General features: G+C 59.0%; 16 protein-coding genes and 10 pseudogenes. 8 read left to right on the forward strand and 18 right to left on the reverse strand.

Annotated elements, in window-relative coordinates; all coding sequences use genetic code 11:
* The first annotated feature begins 92 nt into the window (after positions 1 to 92).
* The 3 genes and pseudogenes from J2J99_RS32575 to J2J99_RS32585 form a co-directional block, all read left to right on the forward strand.
* On the forward strand, positions 93 to 1,520 hold the full coding sequence (locus J2J99_RS32575) for an ISNCY family transposase (RefSeq protein ID WP_017956550.1): 1,428 nt from the start codon (positions 93 to 95) through the stop codon (positions 1,518 to 1,520).
* 178 nt (positions 1,521 to 1,698) lie between these two features.
* Positions 1,699 to 1,831, forward strand: a pseudogene (locus J2J99_RS32580) (ISNCY family transposase); the annotation flags it as partial.
* A pseudogene (locus J2J99_RS32585) lies at positions 1,800 to 2,120 on the forward strand (ISNCY family transposase); the annotation flags it as partial. The pseudogenes J2J99_RS32580 and J2J99_RS32585, both read left to right, overlap by 32 nt.
* A 426-nt stretch (positions 2,121 to 2,546) precedes the next feature.
* Here the strand turns inward: J2J99_RS32585 and J2J99_RS32590 are convergent.
* Positions 2,547 to 2,965 (reverse strand): annotated as a pseudogene (locus tag J2J99_RS32590) (transposase); the annotation flags it as partial.
* A 25-nt stretch (positions 2,966 to 2,990) separates the two neighbouring features.
* Here J2J99_RS32590 and J2J99_RS32595 point away from each other — a divergent pair.
* Together J2J99_RS32595 and J2J99_RS32600 are read left to right on the forward strand one after the other, a co-directional pair.
* Positions 2,991 to 3,759 (forward strand): annotated as a pseudogene (locus tag J2J99_RS32595) (IS30 family transposase); the annotation flags it as partial.
* A 125-nt stretch (positions 3,760 to 3,884) separates the two neighbouring features.
* Positions 3,885 to 4,647, forward strand: a pseudogene (locus J2J99_RS32600) (ISNCY family transposase); the annotation flags it as partial.
* A 49-nt stretch (positions 4,648 to 4,696) separates the two neighbouring features.
* On the opposite strand, the pseudogene J2J99_RS32605 reads toward J2J99_RS32600, so the two are convergent.
* The 4 genes and pseudogenes from J2J99_RS32605 to J2J99_RS32620 all read right to left on the reverse strand — a co-directional run bounded on the left by J2J99_RS32605 (position 4,697) and on the right by J2J99_RS32620 (position 6,732).
* Positions 4,697 to 5,446, reverse strand: a pseudogene (locus J2J99_RS32605) (IS6 family transposase).
* Positions 5,410 to 5,951: pseudogene (locus J2J99_RS32610) on the reverse strand (Mu transposase domain-containing protein); the annotation flags it as partial. The pseudogenes J2J99_RS32610 and J2J99_RS32605, both read right to left, overlap by 37 nt.
* Before the next feature lie 235 nt (positions 5,952 to 6,186).
* A pseudogene (locus tag J2J99_RS32615) lies at positions 6,187 to 6,533 on the reverse strand (DDE-type integrase/transposase/recombinase); the annotation flags it as partial.
* Between the two features lie 10 nt (positions 6,534 to 6,543).
* Positions 6,544 to 6,732, reverse strand: a complete 189-nt coding sequence (locus J2J99_RS32620; protein ID WP_138396830.1) for a hypothetical protein — start codon at positions 6,730 to 6,732, stop codon at positions 6,544 to 6,546.
* A 667-nt stretch (positions 6,733 to 7,399) separates the two neighbouring features.
* Between J2J99_RS32620 and J2J99_RS32625 the strand changes: the two genes are divergently transcribed.
* Positions 7,400 to 7,603: a hypothetical protein gene (locus tag J2J99_RS32625; RefSeq protein ID WP_168301655.1), complete on the forward strand. Its 204-nt coding sequence runs from the start codon at positions 7,400 to 7,402 to the stop codon at positions 7,601 to 7,603.
* A gap of 67 nt (positions 7,604 to 7,670) precedes the next feature.
* On the opposite strand, the gene J2J99_RS32630 is transcribed toward J2J99_RS32625, so the two are convergent.
* The 3 genes and pseudogenes from J2J99_RS32630 to J2J99_RS34825 all read right to left on the reverse strand — a co-directional run.
* Positions 7,671 to 10,646, reverse strand: coding sequence for a Tn3 family transposase (locus tag J2J99_RS32630; protein WP_168301656.1), 2,976 nt, complete (start codon positions 10,644 to 10,646; stop codon positions 7,671 to 7,673).
* Positions 10,647 to 10,832: 186 nt separating this feature from the next.
* Positions 10,833 to 10,925 (reverse strand): annotated as a pseudogene (locus J2J99_RS32635) (DDE-type integrase/transposase/recombinase); the annotation flags it as partial.
* Between the two features lie 196 nt (positions 10,926 to 11,121).
* A pseudogene (locus J2J99_RS34825) lies at positions 11,122 to 11,583 on the reverse strand (cytochrome P450); the annotation flags it as partial.
* Between the two features lie 302 nt (positions 11,584 to 11,885).
* Between J2J99_RS34825 and J2J99_RS32650 the strand changes: the two are divergent.
* Positions 11,886 to 12,014, forward strand: coding sequence for a YHYH domain-containing protein (locus J2J99_RS32650; protein WP_168301657.1), 129 nt, complete (start codon positions 11,886 to 11,888; stop codon positions 12,012 to 12,014).
* Positions 12,005 to 12,280, forward strand: a complete 276-nt coding sequence (locus tag J2J99_RS32655; RefSeq protein ID WP_246622700.1) for a DUF5334 family protein — start codon at positions 12,005 to 12,007, stop codon at positions 12,278 to 12,280. Before J2J99_RS32650 ends, J2J99_RS32655 begins: the two co-directional genes overlap by 10 nt.
* Before the next feature lie 164 nt (positions 12,281 to 12,444).
* On the opposite strand, the gene J2J99_RS32660 is transcribed toward J2J99_RS32655, so the two are convergent.
* The 10 genes from J2J99_RS32660 to J2J99_RS32705 form a co-directional block, all read right to left on the reverse strand.
* Entirely contained in the window at positions 12,445 to 12,699 is a 255-nt protein-coding gene (locus J2J99_RS32660; protein ID WP_168301658.1) for a hypothetical protein, read from the reverse strand.
* A gap of 191 nt (positions 12,700 to 12,890) precedes the next feature.
* The gene (locus tag J2J99_RS32665; RefSeq protein WP_168301659.1) at positions 12,891 to 13,634 is read right to left on the reverse strand and encodes an amino acid ABC transporter ATP-binding protein; all 744 of its coding nucleotides are present in this window, start codon (positions 13,632 to 13,634) and stop codon (positions 12,891 to 12,893) included.
* Positions 13,631 to 14,605 (reverse strand): amino acid ABC transporter permease, encoded by a 975-nt coding sequence (locus J2J99_RS32670; RefSeq protein ID WP_168301660.1) that lies wholly within the window; start codon positions 14,603 to 14,605, stop codon positions 13,631 to 13,633. The genes J2J99_RS32665 and J2J99_RS32670 overlap by 4 nt, the downstream gene beginning before the upstream one ends.
* 56 nt (positions 14,606 to 14,661) lie before the next feature.
* Positions 14,662 to 15,495, reverse strand: a complete 834-nt coding sequence (locus J2J99_RS32675; protein WP_168301661.1) for a transporter substrate-binding domain-containing protein — start codon at positions 15,493 to 15,495, stop codon at positions 14,662 to 14,664.
* A gap of 148 nt (positions 15,496 to 15,643) precedes the next feature.
* Positions 15,644 to 16,033: a carboxymuconolactone decarboxylase family protein gene (locus J2J99_RS32680; RefSeq protein WP_168301662.1), complete on the reverse strand. Its 390-nt coding sequence runs from the start codon at positions 16,031 to 16,033 to the stop codon at positions 15,644 to 15,646.
* A complete protein-coding gene (locus tag J2J99_RS32685) occupies positions 16,026 to 16,838 on the reverse strand; it encodes an alpha/beta fold hydrolase (protein WP_168301663.1) in 813 nt (270 codons plus the stop codon). The genes J2J99_RS32680 and J2J99_RS32685 overlap by 8 nt, the downstream gene beginning before the upstream one ends.
* Before the next feature lies 1 nt (position 16,839).
* A complete protein-coding gene (locus J2J99_RS32690) occupies positions 16,840 to 17,919 on the reverse strand; it encodes an LLM class flavin-dependent oxidoreductase (protein ID WP_168301664.1) in 1,080 nt (359 codons plus the stop codon).
* Positions 17,920 to 17,959: 40 nt separating this feature from the next.
* Positions 17,960 to 19,471, reverse strand: coding sequence for an aldehyde dehydrogenase (locus tag J2J99_RS32695; protein WP_168301665.1), 1,512 nt, complete (start codon positions 19,469 to 19,471; stop codon positions 17,960 to 17,962).
* 37 nt (positions 19,472 to 19,508) lie between these two features.
* Positions 19,509 to 20,492 carry a flavin reductase family protein gene (locus tag J2J99_RS32700; RefSeq protein WP_168301666.1) on the reverse strand — a complete coding sequence of 328 codons (984 nt, stop codon included), beginning with the start codon at positions 20,490 to 20,492 and terminating at the stop codon, positions 19,509 to 19,511.
* Positions 20,493 to 20,680: 188 nt separating this feature from the next.
* Positions 20,681 to 22,486 carry a helix-turn-helix domain-containing protein gene (locus J2J99_RS32705; RefSeq protein WP_168301679.1) on the reverse strand — a complete coding sequence of 602 codons (1,806 nt, stop codon included), beginning with the start codon at positions 22,484 to 22,486 and terminating at the stop codon, positions 20,681 to 20,683.
* Positions 22,487 to 22,532: the final 46 nt, after the last annotated feature.

Genomic DNA, 22,532 nt, shown 5'->3' on the forward strand with positions numbered 1-22,532 from the left:
GTCTCGCCTCTCGACGCGCTGGTCAATGTCAACGTTGGGAGCAAGGATGACGACCTTCAGCCTGGTCGAGACCATGAGCGGTCGGAGTCGTCATGTCCTTTATGATCACCATGTCGCAGAAAGAGTTGCATCGCCTCGAAGTCATCCAGAAGATCCGTGACCAACGCCTGAGCGTCGTCCAGGCCGGCGAACTGCTTGGGCTTAGCCGAAGTCAGGTCCATCGGCTGCTGCAGGCCTATGACCGAGATGGTCCAGCCGGACTTGTTTCCAAGAAGCGATCACAGCCGAGCAATCGGCGCCATAGCGAGGAGTTTCGCAATGCGGCGCTCGACCTGATCCGCGAACGTTATCTGGATTTCGGTCCGACGCTGGCGCGCGAGAAGCTGATCGAACTGCATCGCATCTCGGTCGCCAAGGAGACGCTACGGCAATGGATGACAGAGGCCGGCATCTGGATCTCGCGGCGTGAGCGAAAGAAGCGGGTTTTCCAACCGCGCGGCCGACGCGACTGCTTTGGCGAACTCGTGCAGATCGATGGTTCGCATCACTGGTGGTTCGAGAACCGCGGCCCCAAATGCGCCCTGCTCGTCTATATCGATGACGCCACCGGCAAGCTTTTGCATTTGCGCTTTGCCGGATCGGAGAACACGTTCGACTATCTGCATGCGACGAAGGCCTATCTGCAGCAATGGGGCAAGCCGCTGGCCTTCTACAGCGACAAGCACGGCGTTTTTCGCTCCACCCATGCGTCGGAGAAAGACCGCACGAGCGGCCTGACGCAGTTCGGTCGGGCGCTCTATGAGCTGAACATCGATATCATCTGCGCCAACACCCCGCAGGCCAAGGGCCGGGTGGAGCGTGCCAACCAGACACTGCAGGATCGGCTGGTCAAGGAGATGCGGCTTCGCGGCATCGATACGATCGAAGCTGCCAATGCCTATGCGCCTGAGTTCATTGCGGATTTCAATTCTCGTTTCGGCAAGCAACCGCGCAATCCGAAGGACATGCACCGGTCGCTGGCCGACCATGAGAACCTCGATGGTGCCATGTGCCGGAAGGAAGTGCGCACGCTGTCGCAATCCCTGACGCTACGCTACGACAAGGTGCTGTTCATTCTTGATCCGACGGACCTTTCTAGGCCGCTGGCGGGAAAGAAGGTCGTTGTCTGCGACTACCCGGATGGCCGCCTCGAGATCATGCACGAGAACTTCACCCTCCCCTACAGAACCTTCGACAAGTTGCGATCGGTCCATCGAGCCGAGGTCGTTGAGAACAAACGTTTGGACGACGTGCTGTCGATCGTCGCCGAGCTGCAGGCCGGGCGCGAACAGCAGCGTAGCAAGAGCGGCCCTCGCCGCACTGGCCAGACGGATCATATGTTCGGTATTCCCGATGGCAGCCAGGGCAATGGTTATCAGAAGCGTGGCCGCAAGCCTGGCCGGCGGACGGACTTCATGAATGATCCAAAGGTCATCGCAAAAAGGCAGAAGGCGCTGGCACGAATGGAGGCAGCAGAATAAATGGGGCACTCATAATCTCAAAGCTAAAGCCGAAGTGCTGCTCCTCACCCGCCCCCGCTCCGCCCTTGCAACCCGGCCCAGCCGGTCGGATCGTGGGCTGATCGGCGGAGCCGGTGTCGCGTTTCTAACTGGCTGACAGCGTCGCGCATCTAATCAGCTTTGACATTGCATGTAAGGGCAGATCGATGGGTCGCATCACCGGTGGTTCGAGAAACCGCGGCCCCAAATGCGCCCTGCTCGTCTATATCGATGACGCCACCGGCAAGCTGCTGCATCTGCGCTTTGCCGGATCGGAGAACACGTTCGACTACCGACACGTTACGCTCAGTGCATCGAGCCGAAGTCGTTGAGAACAAGCGTTTGGACGACGTGCTGTCGATCGTCGCCGAGCTGCAGGCCGGGCGGGAACAGCAGCGTAGCAAGAGCGGCCCTCGCCGTACTGGCCAGACGGATCATATGTTCGGTATTCCCGATGGCAGCCAGGGCAATGGTTATCAGAAGCGTGGCCGCAAGCCTGGCCGGCGGACGGACTTCATGAATGATCCGGAGGTCATCGCAAAAAGGCAGAAGGCGCTGGCACGAATGGAGGCAGCAGAATAAATGGTGGCGAGCATATCTCAAAGCTCACATGAGGATTTCTGCGTCAAGACCAATCATTGATGCATAGAACGTTTCCTTTGGATGTTTGTTTCGAACCCATAGTCTGAGCCAGATTGCATGACGCGGCACGTTTCCGTCGCCCTTTCAAACTCACATACGGTTGCCGTTCGTTCGGCAGCACCACCATCCCGCTGGCGTTGCGGCTAGGCTCAGGAGAACGGGACCATTCTAAAGCGCGGCATCTGAAGCCAGACTTTGAGTCGGTTCGCTCACCTGGATCCGCGAGGATTGATCAGTCCTGGAAGATTTCGATATTTGGTCCAACGTCATGCAGACTTCATGACCGCGCCTTCAATGACAACACCCGCGGTGACATACTTCCACAGCGCAATAAGGAGCTTCCGCGCTAGTGCCACGATTGCAGCCTTTTTCAAGCCGGCAAATGCGACGCCGATCTTCGTCCTCTGGGCTCGGCGCTTTGACCATTGCGCATACGCGTGGTTCGCCGCGCTTGAACGCAAGCAGTGCACGGACCAGTGCTTCACCATCAATCTTATCGGTCTTCGCGCGCCGGCGCCGACGTGAAGTAGCGATCGAAGCAGCATCGACCACGTAACTCTCGATCCCGTTTGCTTCCAGCACGCGATGTATCCAAAAGCCGTCCAGTCCCGCCTCCTGGATCGTGACGATGGGAAACGATCTTCCCGTTCGGAGCCGGCCTTATGTTGTAACTGCGCAAACCGATCCAACAGCCCGGCAACGTCGCCGCCCTCTACCACATGCTTTGACATCGTCTCGCCGTTGCCCGGCGACAACGAAGTCACCAGCCAGGTCGATCTGCTCAGTTCCTAAGACACAAAAATTGCGCTTCGCCGGCTGAGAAAGCTGCGGCGCCACTTGACTTTGCGCACAGAGATCACCAACCAGTTGGAGGCTCGCTGGTCGCCGGACGCCTGCTGTCGGACGGCCTCAGTCGTATTCGCGTTTGCAAGGAGACAATCTATCGCTTCATCTACAGCAAGCAAGATTATGGGCTTGGTCTCTATCAGTATCTACCAGAGGCACGCCGAAAACGTCGTCCAATGCGCTCCAGGAAGCCGCGCGACGGTGCGTTTTAAGCCACGACCGCATATCCCAACGGCCTGATTTTGTTGGAGATAGACCACGGTTTGGCCATTGGGAGGGCGACCTCCTCATCTTCGATCGCCCACTCGGGCATGCCAATGTCACCACTCTCGTGTAGCGCAAGAGCCACTATACCGTTCTCATCAAGAATCCGAGCCGGCACTCGCGCCCAATCATGGACGAGATCATCAGAGCGTTTTCTCCTTTACCGGCGTTCGCGCGCCAAAGCTTCACATTCGATTGCGGTACCGAGTTTGCCGGGTTTAGGGCTTTGGAAGAAGGGATCGGTGCGTGCAGTTGGTTTTGCGACCCAAGTGCGCCTTGGCAAAAAGCGACCGTCGAGAACACCAACAAGCGCATCCGACGCTTCATGCCAGTCACCACAGATCTGGCAGTTGTGTCGCAACGCGACCTTCTCCACCTCACGCGTCATGTCAACGATCAACCGCGCAAATGCCTCGGATACAGGACGCCAACCGAGGTGTTTATGGCGCATTTGCACGAAGATAGGTGATCCCCTACTCTGCAAAACAGGCGTGATGCACTTGGGTTAGCTTCTCCACCGCAAAGTCGAAATGTCCTGTTTCTGCAAAGTTGGAATGTCACACTCCCCTTGTTTGATGACGGTGGGGATTGCGGATGGGACTGATAGCGATGAGCGAGCGCGACCTGCAACGGATCGAGATTTTATCGAAAGTGATCGCCGGCCGGATGACGATGGTGTTGGCGGCGCATGTGCTTGATCTGAGTACACGCCAAGTGCGACGGCTGTTGGATCGGATCAGAACGGCCGGTGCGGCGTCGATCCGGCACAAGGCGATCGGCCGACCGTCACTGGATCAGCGATGGTGTTCGGGATTACGCCGTGACGTTGGTTCGCGAACGCTATGCAGACTTCGGACCAACCTTGGCGGCCGAGAAGCTTGCCGAGCGCGATGGGTTGCGGGTGTCGCGTGAGACGTTGCGCAGCTGGATGGTGGATGCGGGCCTGTGGCTCTCGCGCAAGCAGCGGCGGACGTTTCATCAGCCGCGCTTGCGGCGTGAAGCCTATGGCGAGTTGGTGCAGATTGACGGGTCCGAGCATCGCTGGTTCGAGGACCGCGGTGATCCATGCTCGCTGCTGGTGTTCGTCGACGATGCGACGGGCAAGCTGATGCAGTTGCGGTTCGTGCGCTCGGAAAGCGCCTTCAGCTATTTCGAGGCGCTGGAGCTTTATTTGAAGGATCACGGCGCGCCCGTTGCCTTTTGTTCCGACAAGCATTCGGTGTTTCGGGTGGCGAAGAAGGATGCCAAGGGTGGCCAGGGCATGACCCAGTTCGGGCGTGAGCTCTCAGAGCTAAATATCGAGATTCTTTGCGCAAATTCGAGCCAGGCGAAGGGTCGCGTCCAGCGGATGAACCGGCGATGTCACGTTGTTTGATCAACGGCCGTAAAGTCGCTTGTCGGTAAACTCATGCAATTGCAGCGGTCACGGCTTTCCACTGGGCCATGGCGCGGATGCGATGAATATGGGTGGCTAGGGCTGAGTGTCTCTGGTGCGGCGCGCCGAAAAGATTTCGGACTGCTGAAAAGACCGAGATGAAACGTTGCAAACCTCCGACGGATCGAAAGCCCTGCATCATCCGCTCTCGTTTTCGAAGCGGCACGTGAGAATTCTCTGCGCGATGTTAAGGCCCTTGTGCGATCGATGTTCGACAGCGGACATCACGTCCCGTTTTGCCGCTCCGTATGAGCGCAGTTTGTCGGTGATGATGCGCTTCGGCGACAGACCTTGCTTCTTCAGCAGCCTGACCAGCAATCGCTTGGCAGCCTTGGTATCGCGGCGGGTCGGGACGATCTCGTCGAGAGCGTAGCCGTCTTGGTCGACAGCACGCCACAGCCAATGTTTTCGGCCGCCTATGGAAATCACGACCTCGTCCAGATGCCAGATATCTTTCCGCGACGGCTTCTTTCTAGGCAGCTGCTTGACTAGGCTGCCCCGAATTTGCGGCCCCATCGCGGTATAGTTTCGTAAGAGACGACGATACCGCGCTCCAGCAACATTTCCTCGACCAGCCGCAGGCTCAACGGGAACCGGAAATACAGCCAGACCGCACGGGCGATATTCTGCGGTGGAAATCGGTGGTTCTTGCAGCTGATGGTCGATGAGGTCATCTCAACCGTATTATCCGCCACCCGTTAAGTTGCCGACAACGTGACATCGCCAGGTCAGCGCCTGTGGTGTGTCGATATCGGGACCATCAGTGGTTTTGCCGTCGATCAGTCGATGCAGTAGGTTCAGCACATGCGTTTTGGTTGCCACGCCGCATCCAGGGCCAGTTCCACAGCGCGGAGGAAGACCTGTTCGTCATGATGGAGGACGAGAGCAAGGATATCGGCCATCTCACGATCACCGCCGGGGCGGCGAAGCATCTGGTCCTGCAACCGCCGAAACGCCAACGATAATTCCAGGAAGGGCGCACCATTGCGCAAGGCACCGGGCTTGCGCTGGATGACGGCAAGGCAATGCCGCCAGTAAATCGTTCGCGGTGGTTTGTCGTGACTGCGCTCGATCACCCGCGTCTGTTCGTAGAGGATATTGCCCTCGGCCGCAACGACCAGCCGCTTGGGATAGATCCGCAGGCTGACGGGCCGGTTCGCAAAAGACGCAGGCACGCTGTAGCGGTTCCGCTCGAAGGTGATCAGGCAGGTGGGGGGGACGCGCTTTGGTCAACGCCGACAGTGCACAAAATTCGCAGACGGCAACCCTTGCAATACAGTCATTGCAAGCAACCTATAACTTGTTTGCCAAGCAAAAAGTCGACGCCTGATTGGTAGGGCGACAGGAGTGGGCCTTATGGCCTACTCCTGCTACAGCGAAAAATGCTCCAGTTGAGATGGATCAAGGTAGGAACTAAAGTTATCAGCGGATTGATGCAGCGATAGCTGGCCGGGACGGCTGTCAGGCTGCGGCGACACACGCGATTTTGTTCCAGATTTGCATGGCGGCGTTACGCAGGTCTCGATGTTGAGCCAATCACAGCGTATTGCGGGGAAAGTGGAACAGGTTGGCAATCGGATCATCGATGGAAACGAACCGCTGAAGCTGGCGTGCCGACTTGAAGCGTTTCATGGTCCTTTCGCGTCGCCGGGTCGGCTGGTGCGAATTTCCGCTCGATTATTGAGGCCTTTGTGCAACCGGTGCTCGACACCGGGCATGAGGTCGCGCGTGGCGGCATCAAAGGACCGGAGCTTGTCGGTGATCATGACCCGTGGTGTCGGCCCTTGAGCCTTCAGCAACTTGGGTAAAGACCAATATTTAGGCGGATTTGCGAGCGAACTGCGCGCGGCGCTCCTCGGCTGGCTGGTCCTTGGTCAGGGCGAGGATTTTGCGCATGCGCGGGCTGAGCACCATACGTTCGACAGCACTGATCTTTTCGGCACGCGCCTGGGTAAGGCGGCCGGTCTTTGCGTCGCGGGTCAGCTGGGGTGTATTGCTCGTGCTCATGAATCAGAACCTCTCAGGACCTCATGGCGGCCGGCAAAAGAATTCCGCTTGGCAATACCTGACTGGCGTGATTCACTGTGGCTACGGTAGGCTGGGAAGCCGATGACCGTAAAGGGTAGATGCCACCATGGAAACGTGGTGGCATTCGCCGTTCAGGCGCCCTTTAAACGCGTTTTGCGTCCCCAGCCGACCTACCCCTCGTTTCCTCTGCAAAACCTACCCAACCGCCCTTCGCTAACCCTTTGGCAAGTATCCTCTGTCTGGGGGCAGACGGCCCCCAGGGTTGCTTCATTTTTGGCGTCGGCTAAATACGGAGCTTCGACAAATCTGGTTCTCTTGCACTGCTAACGCCCTTTTTAAAAATCCGAAAAATTTAAAAAATGTCAGCGTCAGCGTTTTCTCTGAGTTTTGATAGTTTTAAAAGAAAAGTTTCATCCTAGTTTTAGGGGAAAAAAAGCTTCCCATATCAGTAGCTTATAAGGCGATTTGGAATTGAAGTACGGTTTTGACGGAACGATGTACGGGAGTTGACGGAATGATGTACGGCGCCGACAGAACGAAGTACGGTTATCGTGGACCGAAGTACGGTGGACTTCGACATATCCACAGCCACCGGGGATAACTCCTCAACATCGTGCCCCAGCCATTTTTGTCCAAAAGAGGCGGATTGAAGTACGGTTTTGTGACAAATATCGCCTGCGAATCGCGCGCTGATATTTTTGTCAAAAATGGGCGGATCGAAGTACGTCGCTTGCCAAAATTAGGCGATCGCTGCGAGATCCTTCTCCGCGGGAAGGCTCTTGTTGCGCTTGCGCATGTGCAAGATCTGATCGTGACCGCGATCCTCAAGGTTGAGGTCATAGTCAGGTAGCGGGGTAGTCTGGGGGCAGAACAAGAGCAGTCCGAAATCGTACGCTAAGGGCGAACGGAATGAGAACTTATGCGACCCACCGCAGCCCGGCTGGCAGACGGAGCGATCGAAATCCGTTCGGCATCTGATGTTCGGCATCCCAAGTGTAGATGCCGGTAAGGTTGATATGCTCCCAACTGAGCGGCGAGATATGCTTCGATAGAGTATCAGGAATATCTCGACCCGCTCGCTTCAGCTGTGTGATTGCACGGTCGAGATAGACAGTATTCCAATGGACGATCGCACTGACGACGAGGTTGAGACCCGAGGCGCGGAACGCCTGGCTTTCGAACGACCGATCACGGATCTCGCCTCGCTCGTGGAAGAAAACAGCACGTTTCAGCTTATGGGCGGCCTCGCCCTTGTTGAGACCGGCTTGGCATCTCCGCCGTAGTGCCGGGCTTGAGTACCATTCGATCATGAAGAGCGACCTTTCGATACGCCCGAGTTCGCGGAGCGCCCTCGCGAGATGGCTTTGCTTCGGAGATGCGGACAGTTTCTTGAGGATCGTAGACGGCACCACGGACCGCGTCGTGATCGACGCGGCGAGATGGAGCAGATCGTCCCAATGATCGAGGATCAGAGTGGTGTTGATCTGCGCCCCGATATGGTTCGACAGGGTCGGATATGCATCGCTCTTCTCGAACGTGTGGAACTTCCGGTCTTTGAGATTGCGCAGTCGCGGTGAGAACCGCTTTCCGATCAAGGCAAACAGCCCGAAGATATGATCACTCGCCCCGCCTGTGTCGGTAAAGTGTTCATGGATGTCGAGGACCGTGTCTTGATCGAAGAGCCCATCGAGCACATAGGCCGCCTCGCTCTCGGTCGGACTGATGGGCAAAATGCTGAAGTAGCCGTACTGATCAGACAGATGGCTATAGAATTTCGAACCGGGCTCGCTGCCGTAATGCAAATTGATGTCGCCGCGCTTCGCGGCTCGGTCGCTCGCACGGAAGAATTGGCCATCGGACGATGACGTTGTGCCATTGCCCCACAGGCGGGAATGCGGATGGCGGGTGTGGGCATCGGTGATGCACGCTTGTGCCGCGCGGTAGGTCTCCGATCGAGCATGGAATGTGCGCATCCACCCAATCTGGTGAGCGCTGATCCCCTTGGATGCGCCCGCCATTCGCTTGGGGCCGAGGTTAGTCGCATCGGCCAGTACACCAGCGAGCATGGCAGAGACATTTTTCGGGACGTCGCCGGTGCGAACATGCGTGAAGTGATCCGCAAAGCCGGTCCATTCATGCACTTCCCTTAACAAGTCGGGAACCTCGACCAACGGATACATGTCGCTGATCTCGGCATTCAGTTCCTCGGCTGCCACGGGGACTTCGCCGACGGTTGGTGTGACGATCAACGTTCCGGCCTCAAGACGAACTCCTTCGAGCTTTCCGGATCGTGCTCTGTACGCGAGACGCTGCAGGTTGAAGTCGAGCATCTGATGCGCTTCGGCAAGCCACTGCGCGCCGTCGCCCTGGACCCCCAAACCGAGACGATCTTCTTCCTTCATCGTGATGAATGTCGACCTCGGCATCAGATGCTCGTCAATCGGCCGGAAAGATCGGCTGCCGTCGACCCAAATGTCCGCAGATCTAAGCCGGTCTCGCAAAACCGCTAGCGTGGCGATCTCGTAGAGACGGCGATCGGGTTTCCCCTGTTCGAAGATATGCCGCCGATCAGTTTGGCTAAGGTGGGTGAGCGGCACGCGATCCGGGAGTGTCCGCCGCTTCTCGGCATAAAGCCTTTTCAGCAGCGCGATTGCTGCGAGAAGCGGGTCGTGGCGATGCGCCGAGCGGAACGTGAAGGCCTGAAGGAACGCACCAATGTATTTGTGGACGGTCGCATATTGCTCGGCTGCCACGGTCAACGGCGGTGCCTCGTTGTCGTCGACCATCAATTCAAGCTCAGGCTTCATCCGAAGCAGCCGGTCCCAGCCGACTCTTTGGTCGAGAATATCCAATGCGTTCCGACCATAGTCGTTGGCGGACTGCAGGGCGGTGATCGTATCTAGAAACATGCGCAGCGCTTTGGCGGTATTCGCTCTGCAGTCCATCTGTCGCTGCTTCTTTCGATTGTTGGCTTGCGAGAACAACTTGCCCATCAGCTTGATGAACATCGTCACCGCATCGTCCGTGAGCTTCTGGCAAAGCTTGATGACTTGAGCCACGATCAGAGCGTGGCGACGGCTGGCGTTGAAGTCGCTGGCAAGCCAGGCCGGCGTTGCGTTGCCCTCCCGTATCATCTGGTCCCACCGTCCAGATGATACGCGCGCCTGCAGTTCCGGATCGATCTCCAGCCGCCGCAGAAAAGCTATCCGCTCGGTCAGCCCGACGAGGTTCGACGCAGCCGGCGCTTCTGGCGCGGAACGCAGCCAATGAAAGCGCGTCTGGCCGATCGACGGGTCAACCTCTAAGAGCCTATCCAGTGATTGAAGCCTATCGAGTGGGATGTCTTCAATCAGAGTTCTTTCTGCCCGGCGCCGGGCTATGGCACGGCCGGCAAGGCCGATGCGTTCGATCGTGTCGATCGCCGGCAAAAGAGCTCCGCGTTCGCGAAACGTTGCGACAAGCGAACTGGCTATCGCAGCACCGTCGTCGGACATGGTCGCCGCTTGAATTGCCGCCAATAGCGCGGCGCGGCGATCTTGCACCGTCGCGCTTCTCGTATCCAGATAGACCATTAGTCGCGCCGTGTGATCCCGACGGGTTTCTTCGCGGCGTGCATAGAGGGCAAATTCGTCTGGGGTGGCGCCGATCTGATCAGCAACATACTTCAGCATGGCGCGAGGCGGAGTTTCTTCTGCTCCAAGCACTCGACCCGGGTATCGCATCAGACATAGCTGGATGGCAAAGCCGAGCCGATTGTGATTACGTCTCCGCAGTTCGATCTCCAGGCGATCCGCTAATGACAACGAATAGTGGCGAATTAAGCTGTCCTCGTCGACTGGGATATCGACAAGCTTCCGGCGATCTTGATCTTTGAGAAGCTTGCGCTTTGCCATCGCCCGACTCCATTCATGACCAATCTGCGTGAAGCGTTGTCGAGTCGGGCCGGACAGAGAAATCAAAACTGGCGCATGTCGATGGCAATCCACAGAGATCGGATGTTGCAGATCCGAACTACGACATCGTTCCTGTTCCGTTCGGCCTTAGCGTACGATTTCGGACTGCTCTTGTTCTGACCCCAACCCTGCGATAGTTCGACGCGCGGTTTTGAAGGATTGGAATCCGCCGATCTTCGGCATGTTCTTCTTCACGCGGAAATGGTCACTCTCAATGGCGTTGGTGCACGGATGTGGAACAGAACGGATGGGGATCTTTGAAACGGCTGACTGTGACGTGGCTGCCTTGCGGCGGACGGCTTCGGGCGTGCGCAAGCAAGCATGCGGTTGAGGACGGCGCAGCCGATGGCGACTTCGGTCTGCTGACACCGCAGACGCCGCCCAAATGGACTTGTATCGCCCGATTGCCGTCTTCCGCTTCCGATCGCCATGCGCGCGCCCGACGGCTCAGCGTGGTGTGATCGGGGACGGCAAGCGCTAAGCCCATCAATTGCAGCACCGATTCCACCAAGCCTTCTGCCTGGCGAAGCCGCAAGCCAAACACCAGGCCCAGCGTCAAGGTGGTCTCGATTGCCAGATCTGAATAACGGTGCTGGCCGCGGCGCCACGGCCAGGCGCAGCGTGGGGAAGCGCTGGAGATCGTACCGAACACCGCCTTGAGTTCCAGGCTGGCGAGCGCCAAGCCGATGCAGTAGTGCGGCCAGTAGGAGAACGCCAGGTGCGGCTTTAGGGCGCGTCCGATTTCGAAAATTTCAGGGTCGTCCAAATGGCGTGGATCGACCGACGTCGCCGGTAGGCCGACCAGCACCTTGCTCTCCGCGGGAATAAGCACGCCCGCGATGGTCACGGCCGTCCCTTGGATAGCGCATGATGCCATCCCAGCCCGCGCCCGGCCAACGCCTTGTCCACCAGGGATGGATCGCCGACCAGGGTTCGGCTTAAGAGAGCGCGCGTATTCGTCCGGTCATCGCAGGCGCTCGGGCTGTTTCAGGTTCCGCAACCAGCAATCGGTTAATGATACTAGTGGATATACAACTAAAAGTGCAGAAAAGGTCCGACCCTACTCTCGACTAAGAGACGCATCAGCGGTTAAACATCCATCGGGTGGAAGCAAATTTCGCACGGCAACGCCGCTTTACTTCGGCGGAGTGAACACCTGTTGCCGTTCAGGGGGGTCTTATGAAAGTAATCTATTCGCTCTTTCTTGCCTTTACGCTATCAGCAAGTTCGGCTACCGGACACGGCGGCGGAACTGACGGGAACGGGTGCCATACCAATCACAAGACCGGGGGCTACCATTGCCATTGAGAACTCTTGCACTGATTGGAATGTTTTTCGCCTCGACCAATATTTGCCTTGGCTGGGATGGCTTCGATAACGAAACGGGCGCCTCAGTCGAGATCGGTAAAGGTAATCTTGTTAGATCCGGCCAGACTATTGAGATCTACGACCACGGGTCCGGTGAATACCGCGACGTTGACGTCCAAAGCATTCAACGTTCCGGTGGATCCGTTGAAGTGGAAGTCTACGACAGTGAGAGCGGCGAATATCGCACTCTCGAGATGGATGATTGAAACCATGAGCAGGCGTCATGATGGCGCCTGCTTCATCTCGTTGTGCAGGGTTGAATCTAATTTGTTCCTCTTCCGGGGAGTCAGGTTTGCAACGCGCGATCAGAATTGACGATCCGCTCCCAACCGGAGTGCGAAATCGCGCGAGCGCATCACTTTAATCGCATTCACTCATTGCCAGATGAAAGCGGCTGGTCTTGGAACGGCTCCTTTGCAGGTATAGCGGGCAAGGCTAAGTGCGAAGCGTTCGCCTTGGAAACGGGTCGATGCGCCTGTATGAGAGCTTTGATCTCTCCCGAAGGATCCCACTCAAGCGCCTCCTCCGCGAGGCTGAGGTACTGCGACGACAGCGCGAAGTCCTCTGGCTTTTCAGCCATGATCCGCAGCAGACGGAAGCTGCCATCTGGCTGCGCGATACTCAATAGAATGCATGCGTGTGCATCCTTAAAATCCGACAGGTGCAAGACCGCTACGGCATAGCCAAGACGTCAAAATCGAAATCCGATCAAACCAGGACTGGTGCACCAACACCTCGTCTACCGTGAATAAGACTATCTGTCGGCCAGACCATGCCGAGTACCATCCGTTGGCCTCGATCGACAATAGTTCAAGCTCAATGTTTGAGGATCTGGCTGAGAAAAAGCTTCGTACGCTCATGCTGGGGATTGGTGAAGAACGCCTCCGGACTACCTTCTTCGACGATCTGGCCGGAGTTCATGAAGATGACCCGGTCGGCGACCGCGCGGGCAAAGCCCATTTCATGGGTGACGCAGACCATCGTCATGCCGTCACGGGCAAGGCTTGTCATCGTGTCGAGAACTTCCGAGACCATTTCCGGGTCGAGCGCCGAAGTCGGCTCGTCGAACAGCATGACGGCTGGTTCCATGCAAAGGCTGCGGGCGATCGCGACGCGTTGTTGCTGGCCGCCGGAAAGCTGGGCCGGATATTTGTTGGCCTGCTCGGGGATCCTGACACGCTCCAGGAATTGCAGGGCCGTTTTCTTTGCCTCGGCGGCGGACACGTCCTTGATCCACATCGGCCCGACCATGCAGTTCATCAGCACTGTCATGTGGGGAAACAGGTTGAAATGTTGGAATACCATGCCGACATTCTTGCGGACCTCTGCAACGTTGCGCATCTTGTCGTGCAGCGTGATCCCATTGACGGTAATCTTCCCCTCCTGATGCGCCTCGAGCCGGTTGAAACAGCGGATGAGGGTCGACTTACCCGACCCCGACGGTCCGCAGACGACGATGCGCTCGCCCTTCCTCACCGTCAGGTTGATGTCCTTCAGTACCTGGAACGCGCCATACCATTTGGCGACATCCTTCGCCTCGATGATCAGGTCCATGCTCATCTGACTTTACTCCTGGCATAGTGGCGCTCGATGCGGGACTGGATAAGTTCGAGGCAGATCGACATGCCCCAGTAGATAAGCGCGGTCGAAATCAGCATTTCCATGTGCTGGAAAGTCTTTTGGCCGAGCGTGCGGGCAAGGAACATCAGTTCCCAGACACCGATGACGGACACCAGCGAACTATCCTTCAGCATGGAAATGAACTGGTTTCCGGTCGGCGGAATGATGACGGGCAGCGCCTGCGGCAGGATAATGCGGCGCATGGTGATTCCGAAGCCGAAACCCATGGAGCGGGATGCCTCCCACTGGCCGCGATCGATGCTCTGGATGCCGGAGCGGAAGATCTCGGTCATGTAGGCGCCATAGCAGAGCGACAGAGCGAGGATGCCGGCCGGCACCGCGTCAATGACGAACCCAAGCTGCGGCAGGCCGAGATAGATCAAGTAGACCTGCATCAAGAGCGGTAGGCCACGAAAGAAGGACGTGTAGAAGCTGGCGATCGCATAGGCGAAACCGTTGGTCGACAGCTTGGCGACAGCGCCGAGGATAGCGATAACCGAAGCGATGACGATCGAGATCGCCGACACATAGAGCGTCGTCACGGCACCTTGTGTGATCAGGAAGGGCAGCTTTTCCCAGATGAATGGCAGGCTGAGATGAAAGGTCTCGAAGAAAGCCAGAAACAGCATCAGCAGCTCCAGCCAGACAATGGCGATCTGTATCTTCAGTGAGGCAAAGCCGATCAACACCACGTTCAGGGAAAAGATCACCGCGACGACGAAGGCGACCGCGAAACGTCCGTAGAGCCCGCTTTGCAAGGGATCGCCGATCACCGGACGCATCAGCTCGCCCATCGTCGTGCCGGTCAGGTTGAATGCGAGGAAGACTGCCAGAATGATGGCGAACATGGTGGCGACGAACCACGGCTTGTGTACCAGAATTTCAGCGTCGACTGTATCCGGATAGAGCATCTCTTGTCCTTCGGACGGTTTGGCGGCCCGTGTTTGCGGACCGCCAGAGAGGGTGGTTATTTCACAACGGTGTAGTCGACCCCGTACCACTTGACCGACAGTTTGCTGAGCGTGCCGTCGTTCTGCATGGCTTTCACGGCCTCGGAGATCTTGGCGTCGAATTCCGCGTCGCCATGCTCGGTTGCGACAGCCAACGGCTCGTAGAATACAGGGTCGCCGAGCTGTTTGATCGGGTACCCGGCCTTCTCCGCATCGATGATGCTCGGCAGTGAGGAGACGACTGCATCGAGCCGAGTGCCGTCACCCAGGCGCAGATCGTCGAACGCCGTCGTCGAATTGCTGTAGGACTTCACGTCCTTCGGTTTGAATTCATACTTGAAGGCCGGCGCGCCGGCGGCATCCAGCGTCAGGTCCTGCTTGGCATAGGCCTCGAAAGTGGAAGTCGCCGTCGTGCCGACGGCCTTGTCGTTGAGGTCGGCAAGCGTCGTCGCCTTGCTGTCCTTGTGAACGGCAACGGCGGCCGGCGTGTAATAGTAGACGCCGGGGAAATCGAAGATCTCGGCCCGCTTCTTGGTGGGGGTCATCGAGCCGACATGCATGTCCCAGCGGCCAGACCAGTTGCCGGCGGTGATGATGTCCCAGCCGGGGGTTACGAACTCGACGCTGACCCCTAGGCGCTTGCCGATATCCTTGGCGACGTCCACATCGAAGCCATCGAGTTCGTTCTTGTCGTTCATGAAGGATTGCGGCGCCCAGTTGGCATCCGTCGCAACCTTGAGCGTCTTGGCCGCCAGCACGCGCTCCAGCACCGCCCCGGCATTGGCCGGAAGTGCTGACAAGGTAAAGGCGAGCGAAGCTGCAAGCGCCGTCAGTCTGGTGAGATGTCTCATGCTGTCTGTTCCCTTTGTTGTTGATGGGTTCTACGGCTCAACCCTCCCGGTCTCGCCGCCGTGGTCGTCATTTAGTCATCACCGGATGGGCCCGGTCTTCCGGTGATCCGGAGGATGTTTGTGCTGCTGCTTGCTTGAAACGGCGAAATCAAAGCTCCCCTTTCTCGCGCATCTCGGCGCGGACATTGCCTGCTACGCGGAAAGCCTCGACGCCTGCGGGAATTCCGCAATAGACGGCGATCTGGACGAGTGCGGCGCGCAGCTCGTCGTCGGTCACGCCGTTGCGGATCGCGCCGCGGACATGGATCCCGAACTCGTGCATGCGATTGAGGGCCGCGAGCATTCCAAGGTTGACAAGGCTGCGCTGCTTGAGGTCGAGGCCGTTGTCGGTCCAGGCGGCACCCCAGCAATATTCATTGAGAACATCCTGGAAGGGCCGGGAGAAATCGTCGGCATTGCCGAGAGCGCGATCGACATAATCGTCCCCGAGCACCTTGCGTCGCACGGCCTCGCCAGCCTGCCGGAGCATCTTATCCATGGCTCACCTCTTCTGATGCAAGGAAATCTCCCATCAGGCGGGCCACGGTCGCCGGGGCCTCGATGAGAATGGAGTGACGCAGACCCGGCAGGATCGCCAGCGTCGAGCCGGGGATGCGGTCATGCATGTAACTGGCCATGCGCGGGTTTGAGCCGGCATCCTCCTCTCCGGTCGCAATCAGCGTCGGGCAGCGGATCTGGTCGAGAAACCCGCCGAAATCCGTTTCCGCCAGAACACGATAGGCGGAGGCGTAACAATCGGGATCGTTCTCGGCATCCCGCGCGCGCAGTCTCTCGATAATCTCGGGATTGCGTTCCTGAAACCCTTCCGTCAGCCAGCGCGACAGCGAGGCATCGTGATGGGCGCCGGGATTACCGATCCTGAGCGCTGCAAGCCGTGTCAGGACGCGTTCGCGCTCCTCCGAGGTGCGGCCGGCGACCGTGGAGAGAAGCACTAGTTTTCTCAACCGCGCTTGATGGGTGAGCGCCAGTCGCTGTGCGATCAGCCCGCCGAGCGAGAAACCCGCCAGATGGAAGGTCTCGAACCCCGCATGCGCCGCCAGCGTCAGCGTCTCGGCGACGAAATCGTCGATTTCATAACGGCCCTTGATGCGCGTAGACCGCCCGTGGCCACGCAGGTCGAAGGTCAGGATTGTGAAACGATCCTTGAGCTCAGCCACCACGCCGCCCCACGCCTCCAGAGACGACCCGACGCCGTGGATGCAGACCAGCGGCTCCACGCCGTTGCCGTCGATACGGAAGTTGAGCGTTACATCGCCGACGGTATGTTGCCGAAGCTGCGTCATCTCAGCGCCCCGAACCCACTGCACGCTGGCGGTCTTGTTCACGAGCCGCGAAGAATGGCATGACTTCATCGACGAACAGCCGCAGCGTCTTCTTCTGCAGTTCAAACGGCAGGTTGAACGTGAGGCCCAAGCAATATTGATCGACGCCAGCCGCCTCGTAGGCGAGCAGTTTTTCGATCACTTCGTCCGGCGTTCCGAACATCAGGTTTTTGCGAATATTGTCCGGATTGTAGTTGTCCTTGCCCTTAACGCTTTCGAACGGGACCGCTTCCGGAAAGCCTTCCCGGACCGCGCCGATATTCTGCATGAGGTTCTCGAAAGTCCTGCCATAGTCCATGCTGTGCTGGACGGCGAGTTGCCAGTCCTCGGGCCTGTCGTAGACACAAGTCCGGCGCTGCATCATGAAGCGCGGCCGCGGGACCTCCGGATGATCGGCGACAGCCTTTTCGAACTTGTCAGCGAGAACCTGGATTTCGGCTGCAGGTGCTGACAACGGTGTCGACAGAATATTGGCGCCGACGCTGATTGCCCAGTCAAACGTGCCGGGATCGCGTGCCGCGACCCAGATCGGCGGATGCGGCTGCTGCAGCGGTTTTGGCACCGCCGTCGCAAGTGGGAAGTTCCAGTATTGGCCATTATGGGCATAGTCGCCCTGCCACAATTTCCTCACTGCCGGCACCAATTCCTTGAGATAAGCGACGCCTTCCTGCTGCGGCATGCCGCCGGCCATGCGGTCGAATTCATATTGGTAGGAGCCGCGGGCAATGCCGAATTCCAGCCGGCCATCCGTCAAGTGGTCGCAAAGAGCCGCCTCACCGGCAAGCCGGATCGGGCTCCAATAGGGCGCAACCAGAGTCGAGGTGCCGAGGCGGATCTGGTCGGTGTGTTGTCCGAGCCATGTCAGTGTCTGGAACGGATTGGGGGAAATCGTGCATTCGATCGTGTGATGCTCGGCGGTCCACAGCGTTTCAAAACCGCCCTCGTCGGCTATCCGGGCAAGCTCGAGCAGGTTGTTCTTGACCCTGGACATCGGCGCGTCCGGCGAGAAACGTTCCATGGTGAGTGAGACTGCGAATTTCATGAGTTTTCCTCCCTCGCGGGCCAAGGTTTCTTTTGTCCGGTCACTTCAGGCGAATGACGAAGGGGTCCTGCATGGCGCCGGAATAATCGATGATGACGTTCTTCAGCCGCGAGAACTCGCGCATCACCTCGAAGCCGCCGCGCCGGCCGTAGCCGCTCTCCTTGAAGCCGCCGTTGGCGGACATGAAGGACGATGAGCGATAGGTGTTGATCCACACCGTTCCCGCCTCGACCTGGTTGGCGAAGCGCAAGGCGCGGTCGATGTCCTTGGTCCAGATGCCGGAGGCAAGGCCATAGCGTGTATCGTTGGCTAGAGCGATCATCTGCTCTTCCGACGAAAAAGGCATGACGCCGACAACCGGACCGAACAGCTCGTCGCGCATGAATGTCATGTCGTTCTGCGCATCGACCATGACGGTGGGCTCGAAATACCAGCCGCGTCCAAGCTCGCCCGATTGCGGCCGCTTGCCGCCGGCCGCGACCCTTGCCCCTTCCTTCACGCCGGAAGCGACATAGCCCTCGACCTTGGAGAGTTGATCGGCCAAGGCGAGCGGACCGATATCGGTCACGTCGACAGTCGGGTGGCCGACCCTGATGCGCTGTGTGCGGGCAACAAGTGCCTCGACGAAACGGTCGTAGACACTTGCCTCGACGAAGCAGCGCGAGCCGGCAACGCAGGTCTGCCCTGCCGCAGCAAAGACACCGGACACGACGCCATTAACGGCATGCTCGATATCGACATCGGCAAATACGACATGCGGAGACTTGCCACCCAGCTCCATCGAGCAAGGAATGAGGTTTTCCGCTGCGTTTCCGGCGATACGCCGGCCAGTCGCGGTGCTGCCAGTGAAGACATATTTGGCGATGCCCGAATGCCGTGTCAGCGCTTCGCCCGCATTTTTGCCCGTGCCGGTGACGACGTTGACGACGCCGGCGGGAAAGCCTGCCGCGGCAATCAGCTCGGCAAGCGCCAGCGTCGAGGCGGTCGCGTGTTCGGACGGCTTGATAACGACGGTGTTGCCGATGGCAAGGCACGGCGCCAGCGTACCGGTCAGAAGCATCAGCGGCGAATTCCACGGCGTTATCATGCCGACGACGCCGATCGGCTCGCGGAGGTTGAAGTTGAGCATCTCTAGCTTGTTGACCGGGATCGTCTCGCCCTGCAGCTTGTCGGCCATCCCGGCGAAATAGTGATAAGCGTCCGGCATGGCGCGCATCTGCGCCCGTGTTTCCTTGAGAAGCTTGCCGTTGTCGCGCGTCTCGATATCAGCCAGTTCGTCGGCGTGCTCCAGTACGAGATCGGCCAGCCTGCGCACCAGACGGCCGCGGTCGGTCTGCGTCATCCGCCGCCAAGTGGGGTCGCGAAAGGCGGCCTGCGCCGACGAAACGGCCGCCTCCACGTCATCGGCGTCGGCTTCGGCGAGTTCGTACCAGCATTCGCCAGTGGTCGGGTCGAAGCTGTCGATGTAGCGCCCATTCTTCGGCGCCACCAACTGGCCGCCGATGAACAGACCCTGACGTGACCCTTCGATGGTTTTGACTGTCGTCTTCATATCAACGGTCCTGCTTTTCAAATTCATTCTACGCGGCTTAATCTTGAGCGACCGGCATCCAGGCACGCGCCTGACCGTCGATCATCGCCACCCGGCCGCCGTCGCCCGTGTCCATGTAGATGCCGAAGCGCTTTTCCTGCCGTTCACGTACGTAGCGGCGCAGCATCGACCGCAGTTCGTGGGTCGGTATCAGGTCGTAGGGCAAAGCGTCGATCGGGAAGAATTGTAGCCCCGCAGGCAATGCGGAACCGGCGGCGTCGGCCGCGAGCCGGGCGCGATAGATCAGGTAACCCGGATCGCTGTCGGCAACGTCGAAGACCGAGTAGAGAAACGTGTCTTCAGAGACGAGGCTCAGCGCATCGCCATCATCGATCATCAGGCGGCTATCGGCCTTGCGCCGTCTTGCCGTCGGCAGGACCCAGCCGCCTTTGCCATCAGAGCGCAGAAGCAGATTGTCCTCGGCCTCGATAAGATAGCCGATGATCATGCCATGCGAGGCAAGCCAGCCGGCGGGCAGCGGATCCTTAACGCTGGCATACCGGCCGCGGCAGAAGCCGAGCGGCGCCGAAGGGCTGGTACCGAACGCCTGCACCTGGCCAACGAGGATGACGTGATCGCCGGCATCGACGCGGGTATGAACCGTGCAATCGAACCAGGTCAGGCTGTCGGTCAGGATCGGCGAGCCCGTGTGCACCCGGTCATGGTTGACCGACTGGAACTTGTCGGGGGATTTCGACGCGAACGTTGCCGAGACGTCAACCTGGCCTTCATGCAGAAGATTGACTGCAAAAGCCGGGGCCGCCGTGAAGGCCGGAAAACTCGATGCGGATTTTCCGACACAGACGAGCAATAGTGGTGGATCGAGCGACACGGAAGTGAAGGAATTGGCGGTCATGCCCCGGGGCGTGCCATCCTCATCCAGCGTCGTGATCACCGTAACGCCAGTGACGAACGTGCCGAAGGCGCGGCGCAGGGCGATGGGGTCGATTGCCGTATCGGGTCTTGCTGCTATTTGCGCCATCGTTCCTGCCATCCTCATTCCAGTTCGATGAAAGAAGGCTACCGGCTGGCGACCAGCCATTCTTCCTCCTGTCCGCAGGAAGGGATGGGAATTTCCTGCTCAGATCGGCAGGACACCGAAAATGGCCAAGCCGTACGCTTCCGCGGCCACAGGCGCGGCCCGCCGATTTAAGAATCCAATTATGAGCGCTAGTTTTCGACGGGGCTGCGATTGTCGATCACGGCATGCAGCCGCAGCGCCAATTCAACGGCGAAGCGCTTTTCCGGCGTCTCCACATCGATGCCGAACAGCTCCTGAATACGCGACAGGCGATATCGCAGCGTCGTCACATGCAGGCCCATCGTATCCGCGCAGGCCTGGCTGCGGCAGCCTTCCTGCAGGAAGGTCGACAGCGTTTCGAGATAGGGCGTGCCGTTTTTACGGTCATGCTCGGCGATGGCGCCGACGCTGTCATGAACGAACCCCCGGATATCGCCGGCATCGGACGCCGCGACCAGCAACGGCAGCGGCCCGAAATCCTGCCCGGACAGCGCGCCGGTGCGACCGAAGGAACGGCCGATGCGGATCGTGCGGCTGCACCGCTCCCAGGCCGCGGGATAATCTGCAAGACCGCTGCAGCGATTGCTGGCGACGACGATCGGCCCTTCCTCGAAGGAATGCCCGAGATCCTCGGCGATACGGCGCATCACCTTGTTGAGTTTCTCCTGCCGCTTGCTGGCATCGAACGGCACCAGGCACACCAGCCCACCTTCTGTGGCAATCACGCTCGCCGGCATCGACGCCTGCTGCAATGTCCGTGCAACGCTGTGTTCGACATCGATCGAGATACCGCCGAGGCTCTTCGTGCGCTCCGGAAAGTCGACGACGATCATCTGCTGCGCGGCTGCAAAATTCAGCCCGAGACGCTGCGCCCGCTGCAGCACATCGCTGGCATTGCGCCAACGTTGCTCGACAACCTCGAAAAACAGTTCCGTCTGGGTGCGGGTCTCAAATCGGAATCGTACGAAACTGCGCATCATCTGGACATTGAGCGCGAACTTGGCGCTGTCGAGCATCAACAGATCCAGATCGCTGAATTCGCGCGACGACGGAAAGATGATCAGCGCACCGACCAACTGGGCATCGACGTTCAGAGGCTCGATCCGCGCCGAAATCGTGAACCGGCGCGTGCCGTCATCGAGAAACAGATTGGCCGTCTCGCTGCTGCCGTGATCGATCGCGTCGCGCGCAGCGCGCATCAAAGGCCGGCGGAGCGACGTCGCCGCCACCTCCTGCCAGGCGGCATCCTCGAACTGACCCAGATTGGGAGACCGACCGGGGATCACCTGGCTTGTGGTGAAATCGATGACGACAAGCGGATTGGGCAAGAGGGCGCCGATCATGCTCGACAGCGAAGCGACCGACCCGTCGGCCAGCACGTGTTCCAATAGCGAAGTATGGGCCTGCAATGCTTTCTGCAGGCGGTCGGACGAGCGCTTCTCCGCTTCCAGCCGGTGCTGCCGCTCGATGGCGATTGCACCGAGATGAACGATCATGCCGAGGAAAGCGAGGTCGTCTTCCGAGACTTCGGTGATCTGTCGCGCGATCACGCTCAGCACCATCGGCCGGCCCTCGCTGTCGGCACAGCTCATCGGCATGACCAGAACCGTGCGGTAATCACGCTCGAACGCCTCGCGCCGATAGCCCGGAAATTCCTCGGATTCTCGCGCATCGCGAATATAGACGGGTTCGTTGCGCTGAAGCGCAATCAGCGACGGGCTCGTCGCCAGTTCCCACTTGTCCGGCAATTGCCGCTGGATCAGCGTCGGATCGTGCCGCACGACGACATGGGCATAGCCATGCGCCGCATCGATCGCCATGATCGAGCCCAGCGTCCAATGCGCGTGACGGCAGGCGGCAATGATCAGGTCGCGCAGGACAGTCGTGAGATCGCCCCCGCTGTTGATCTGGCTGGCGACATCCCTCAATGACAAGATCTGCGATTTCTGGTCCACGCTGCGCATGTGCTCCCTGGGCAAGCCGTAGTCTGCACCGTTTCCT

The sequence above is a fragment of the Rhizobium binae genome, assembly GCF_017357225.1.
Taxonomy (GTDB): domain Bacteria; phylum Pseudomonadota; class Alphaproteobacteria; order Rhizobiales; family Rhizobiaceae; genus Rhizobium; species Rhizobium binae.

Coding starts and splice junctions, on each gene's coding strand:
- J2J99_RS32665 (WP_168301659.1), bottom strand. CDS start 13,634: ATGAGCATGGACCTGATCATCGAGGCGAAGGATGTCGCCAAATGGTAT.
- J2J99_RS32680 (WP_168301662.1), bottom strand. CDS start 16,033: ATGGATAAGATGCTCCGGCAGGCTGGCGAGGCCGTGCGACGCAAGGTG.
- J2J99_RS32700 (WP_168301666.1), bottom strand. CDS start 20,492: ATGGCGCAAATAGCAGCAAGACCCGATACGGCAATCGACCCCATCGCC.
- J2J99_RS32630 (WP_168301656.1), bottom strand. CDS start 10,646: ATGGCAAAGCGCAAGCTTCTCAAAGATCAAGATCGCCGGAAGCTTGTC.
- J2J99_RS32690 (WP_168301664.1), bottom strand. CDS start 17,919: ATGAAATTCGCAGTCTCACTCACCATGGAACGTTTCTCGCCGGACGCG.
- J2J99_RS32685 (WP_168301663.1), bottom strand. CDS start 16,838: ATGACGCAGCTTCGGCAACATACCGTCGGCGATGTAACGCTCAACTTC.
- J2J99_RS32620 (WP_138396830.1), bottom strand. CDS start 6,732: ATGAGCACGAGCAATACACCCCAGCTGACCCGCGACGCAAAGACCGGC.
- J2J99_RS32650 (WP_168301657.1), top strand. CDS start 11,886: ATGAAAGTAATCTATTCGCTCTTTCTTGCCTTTACGCTATCAGCAAGT.
- J2J99_RS32670 (WP_168301660.1), bottom strand. CDS start 14,605: ATGCTCTATCCGGATACAGTCGACGCTGAAATTCTGGTACACAAGCCG.
- J2J99_RS32695 (WP_168301665.1), bottom strand. CDS start 19,471: ATGAAGACGACAGTCAAAACCATCGAAGGGTCACGTCAGGGTCTGTTC.
- J2J99_RS32675 (WP_168301661.1), bottom strand. CDS start 15,495: ATGAGACATCTCACCAGACTGACGGCGCTTGCAGCTTCGCTCGCCTTT.
- J2J99_RS32575 (WP_017956550.1), top strand. CDS start 93: ATGTCCTTTATGATCACCATGTCGCAGAAAGAGTTGCATCGCCTCGAA.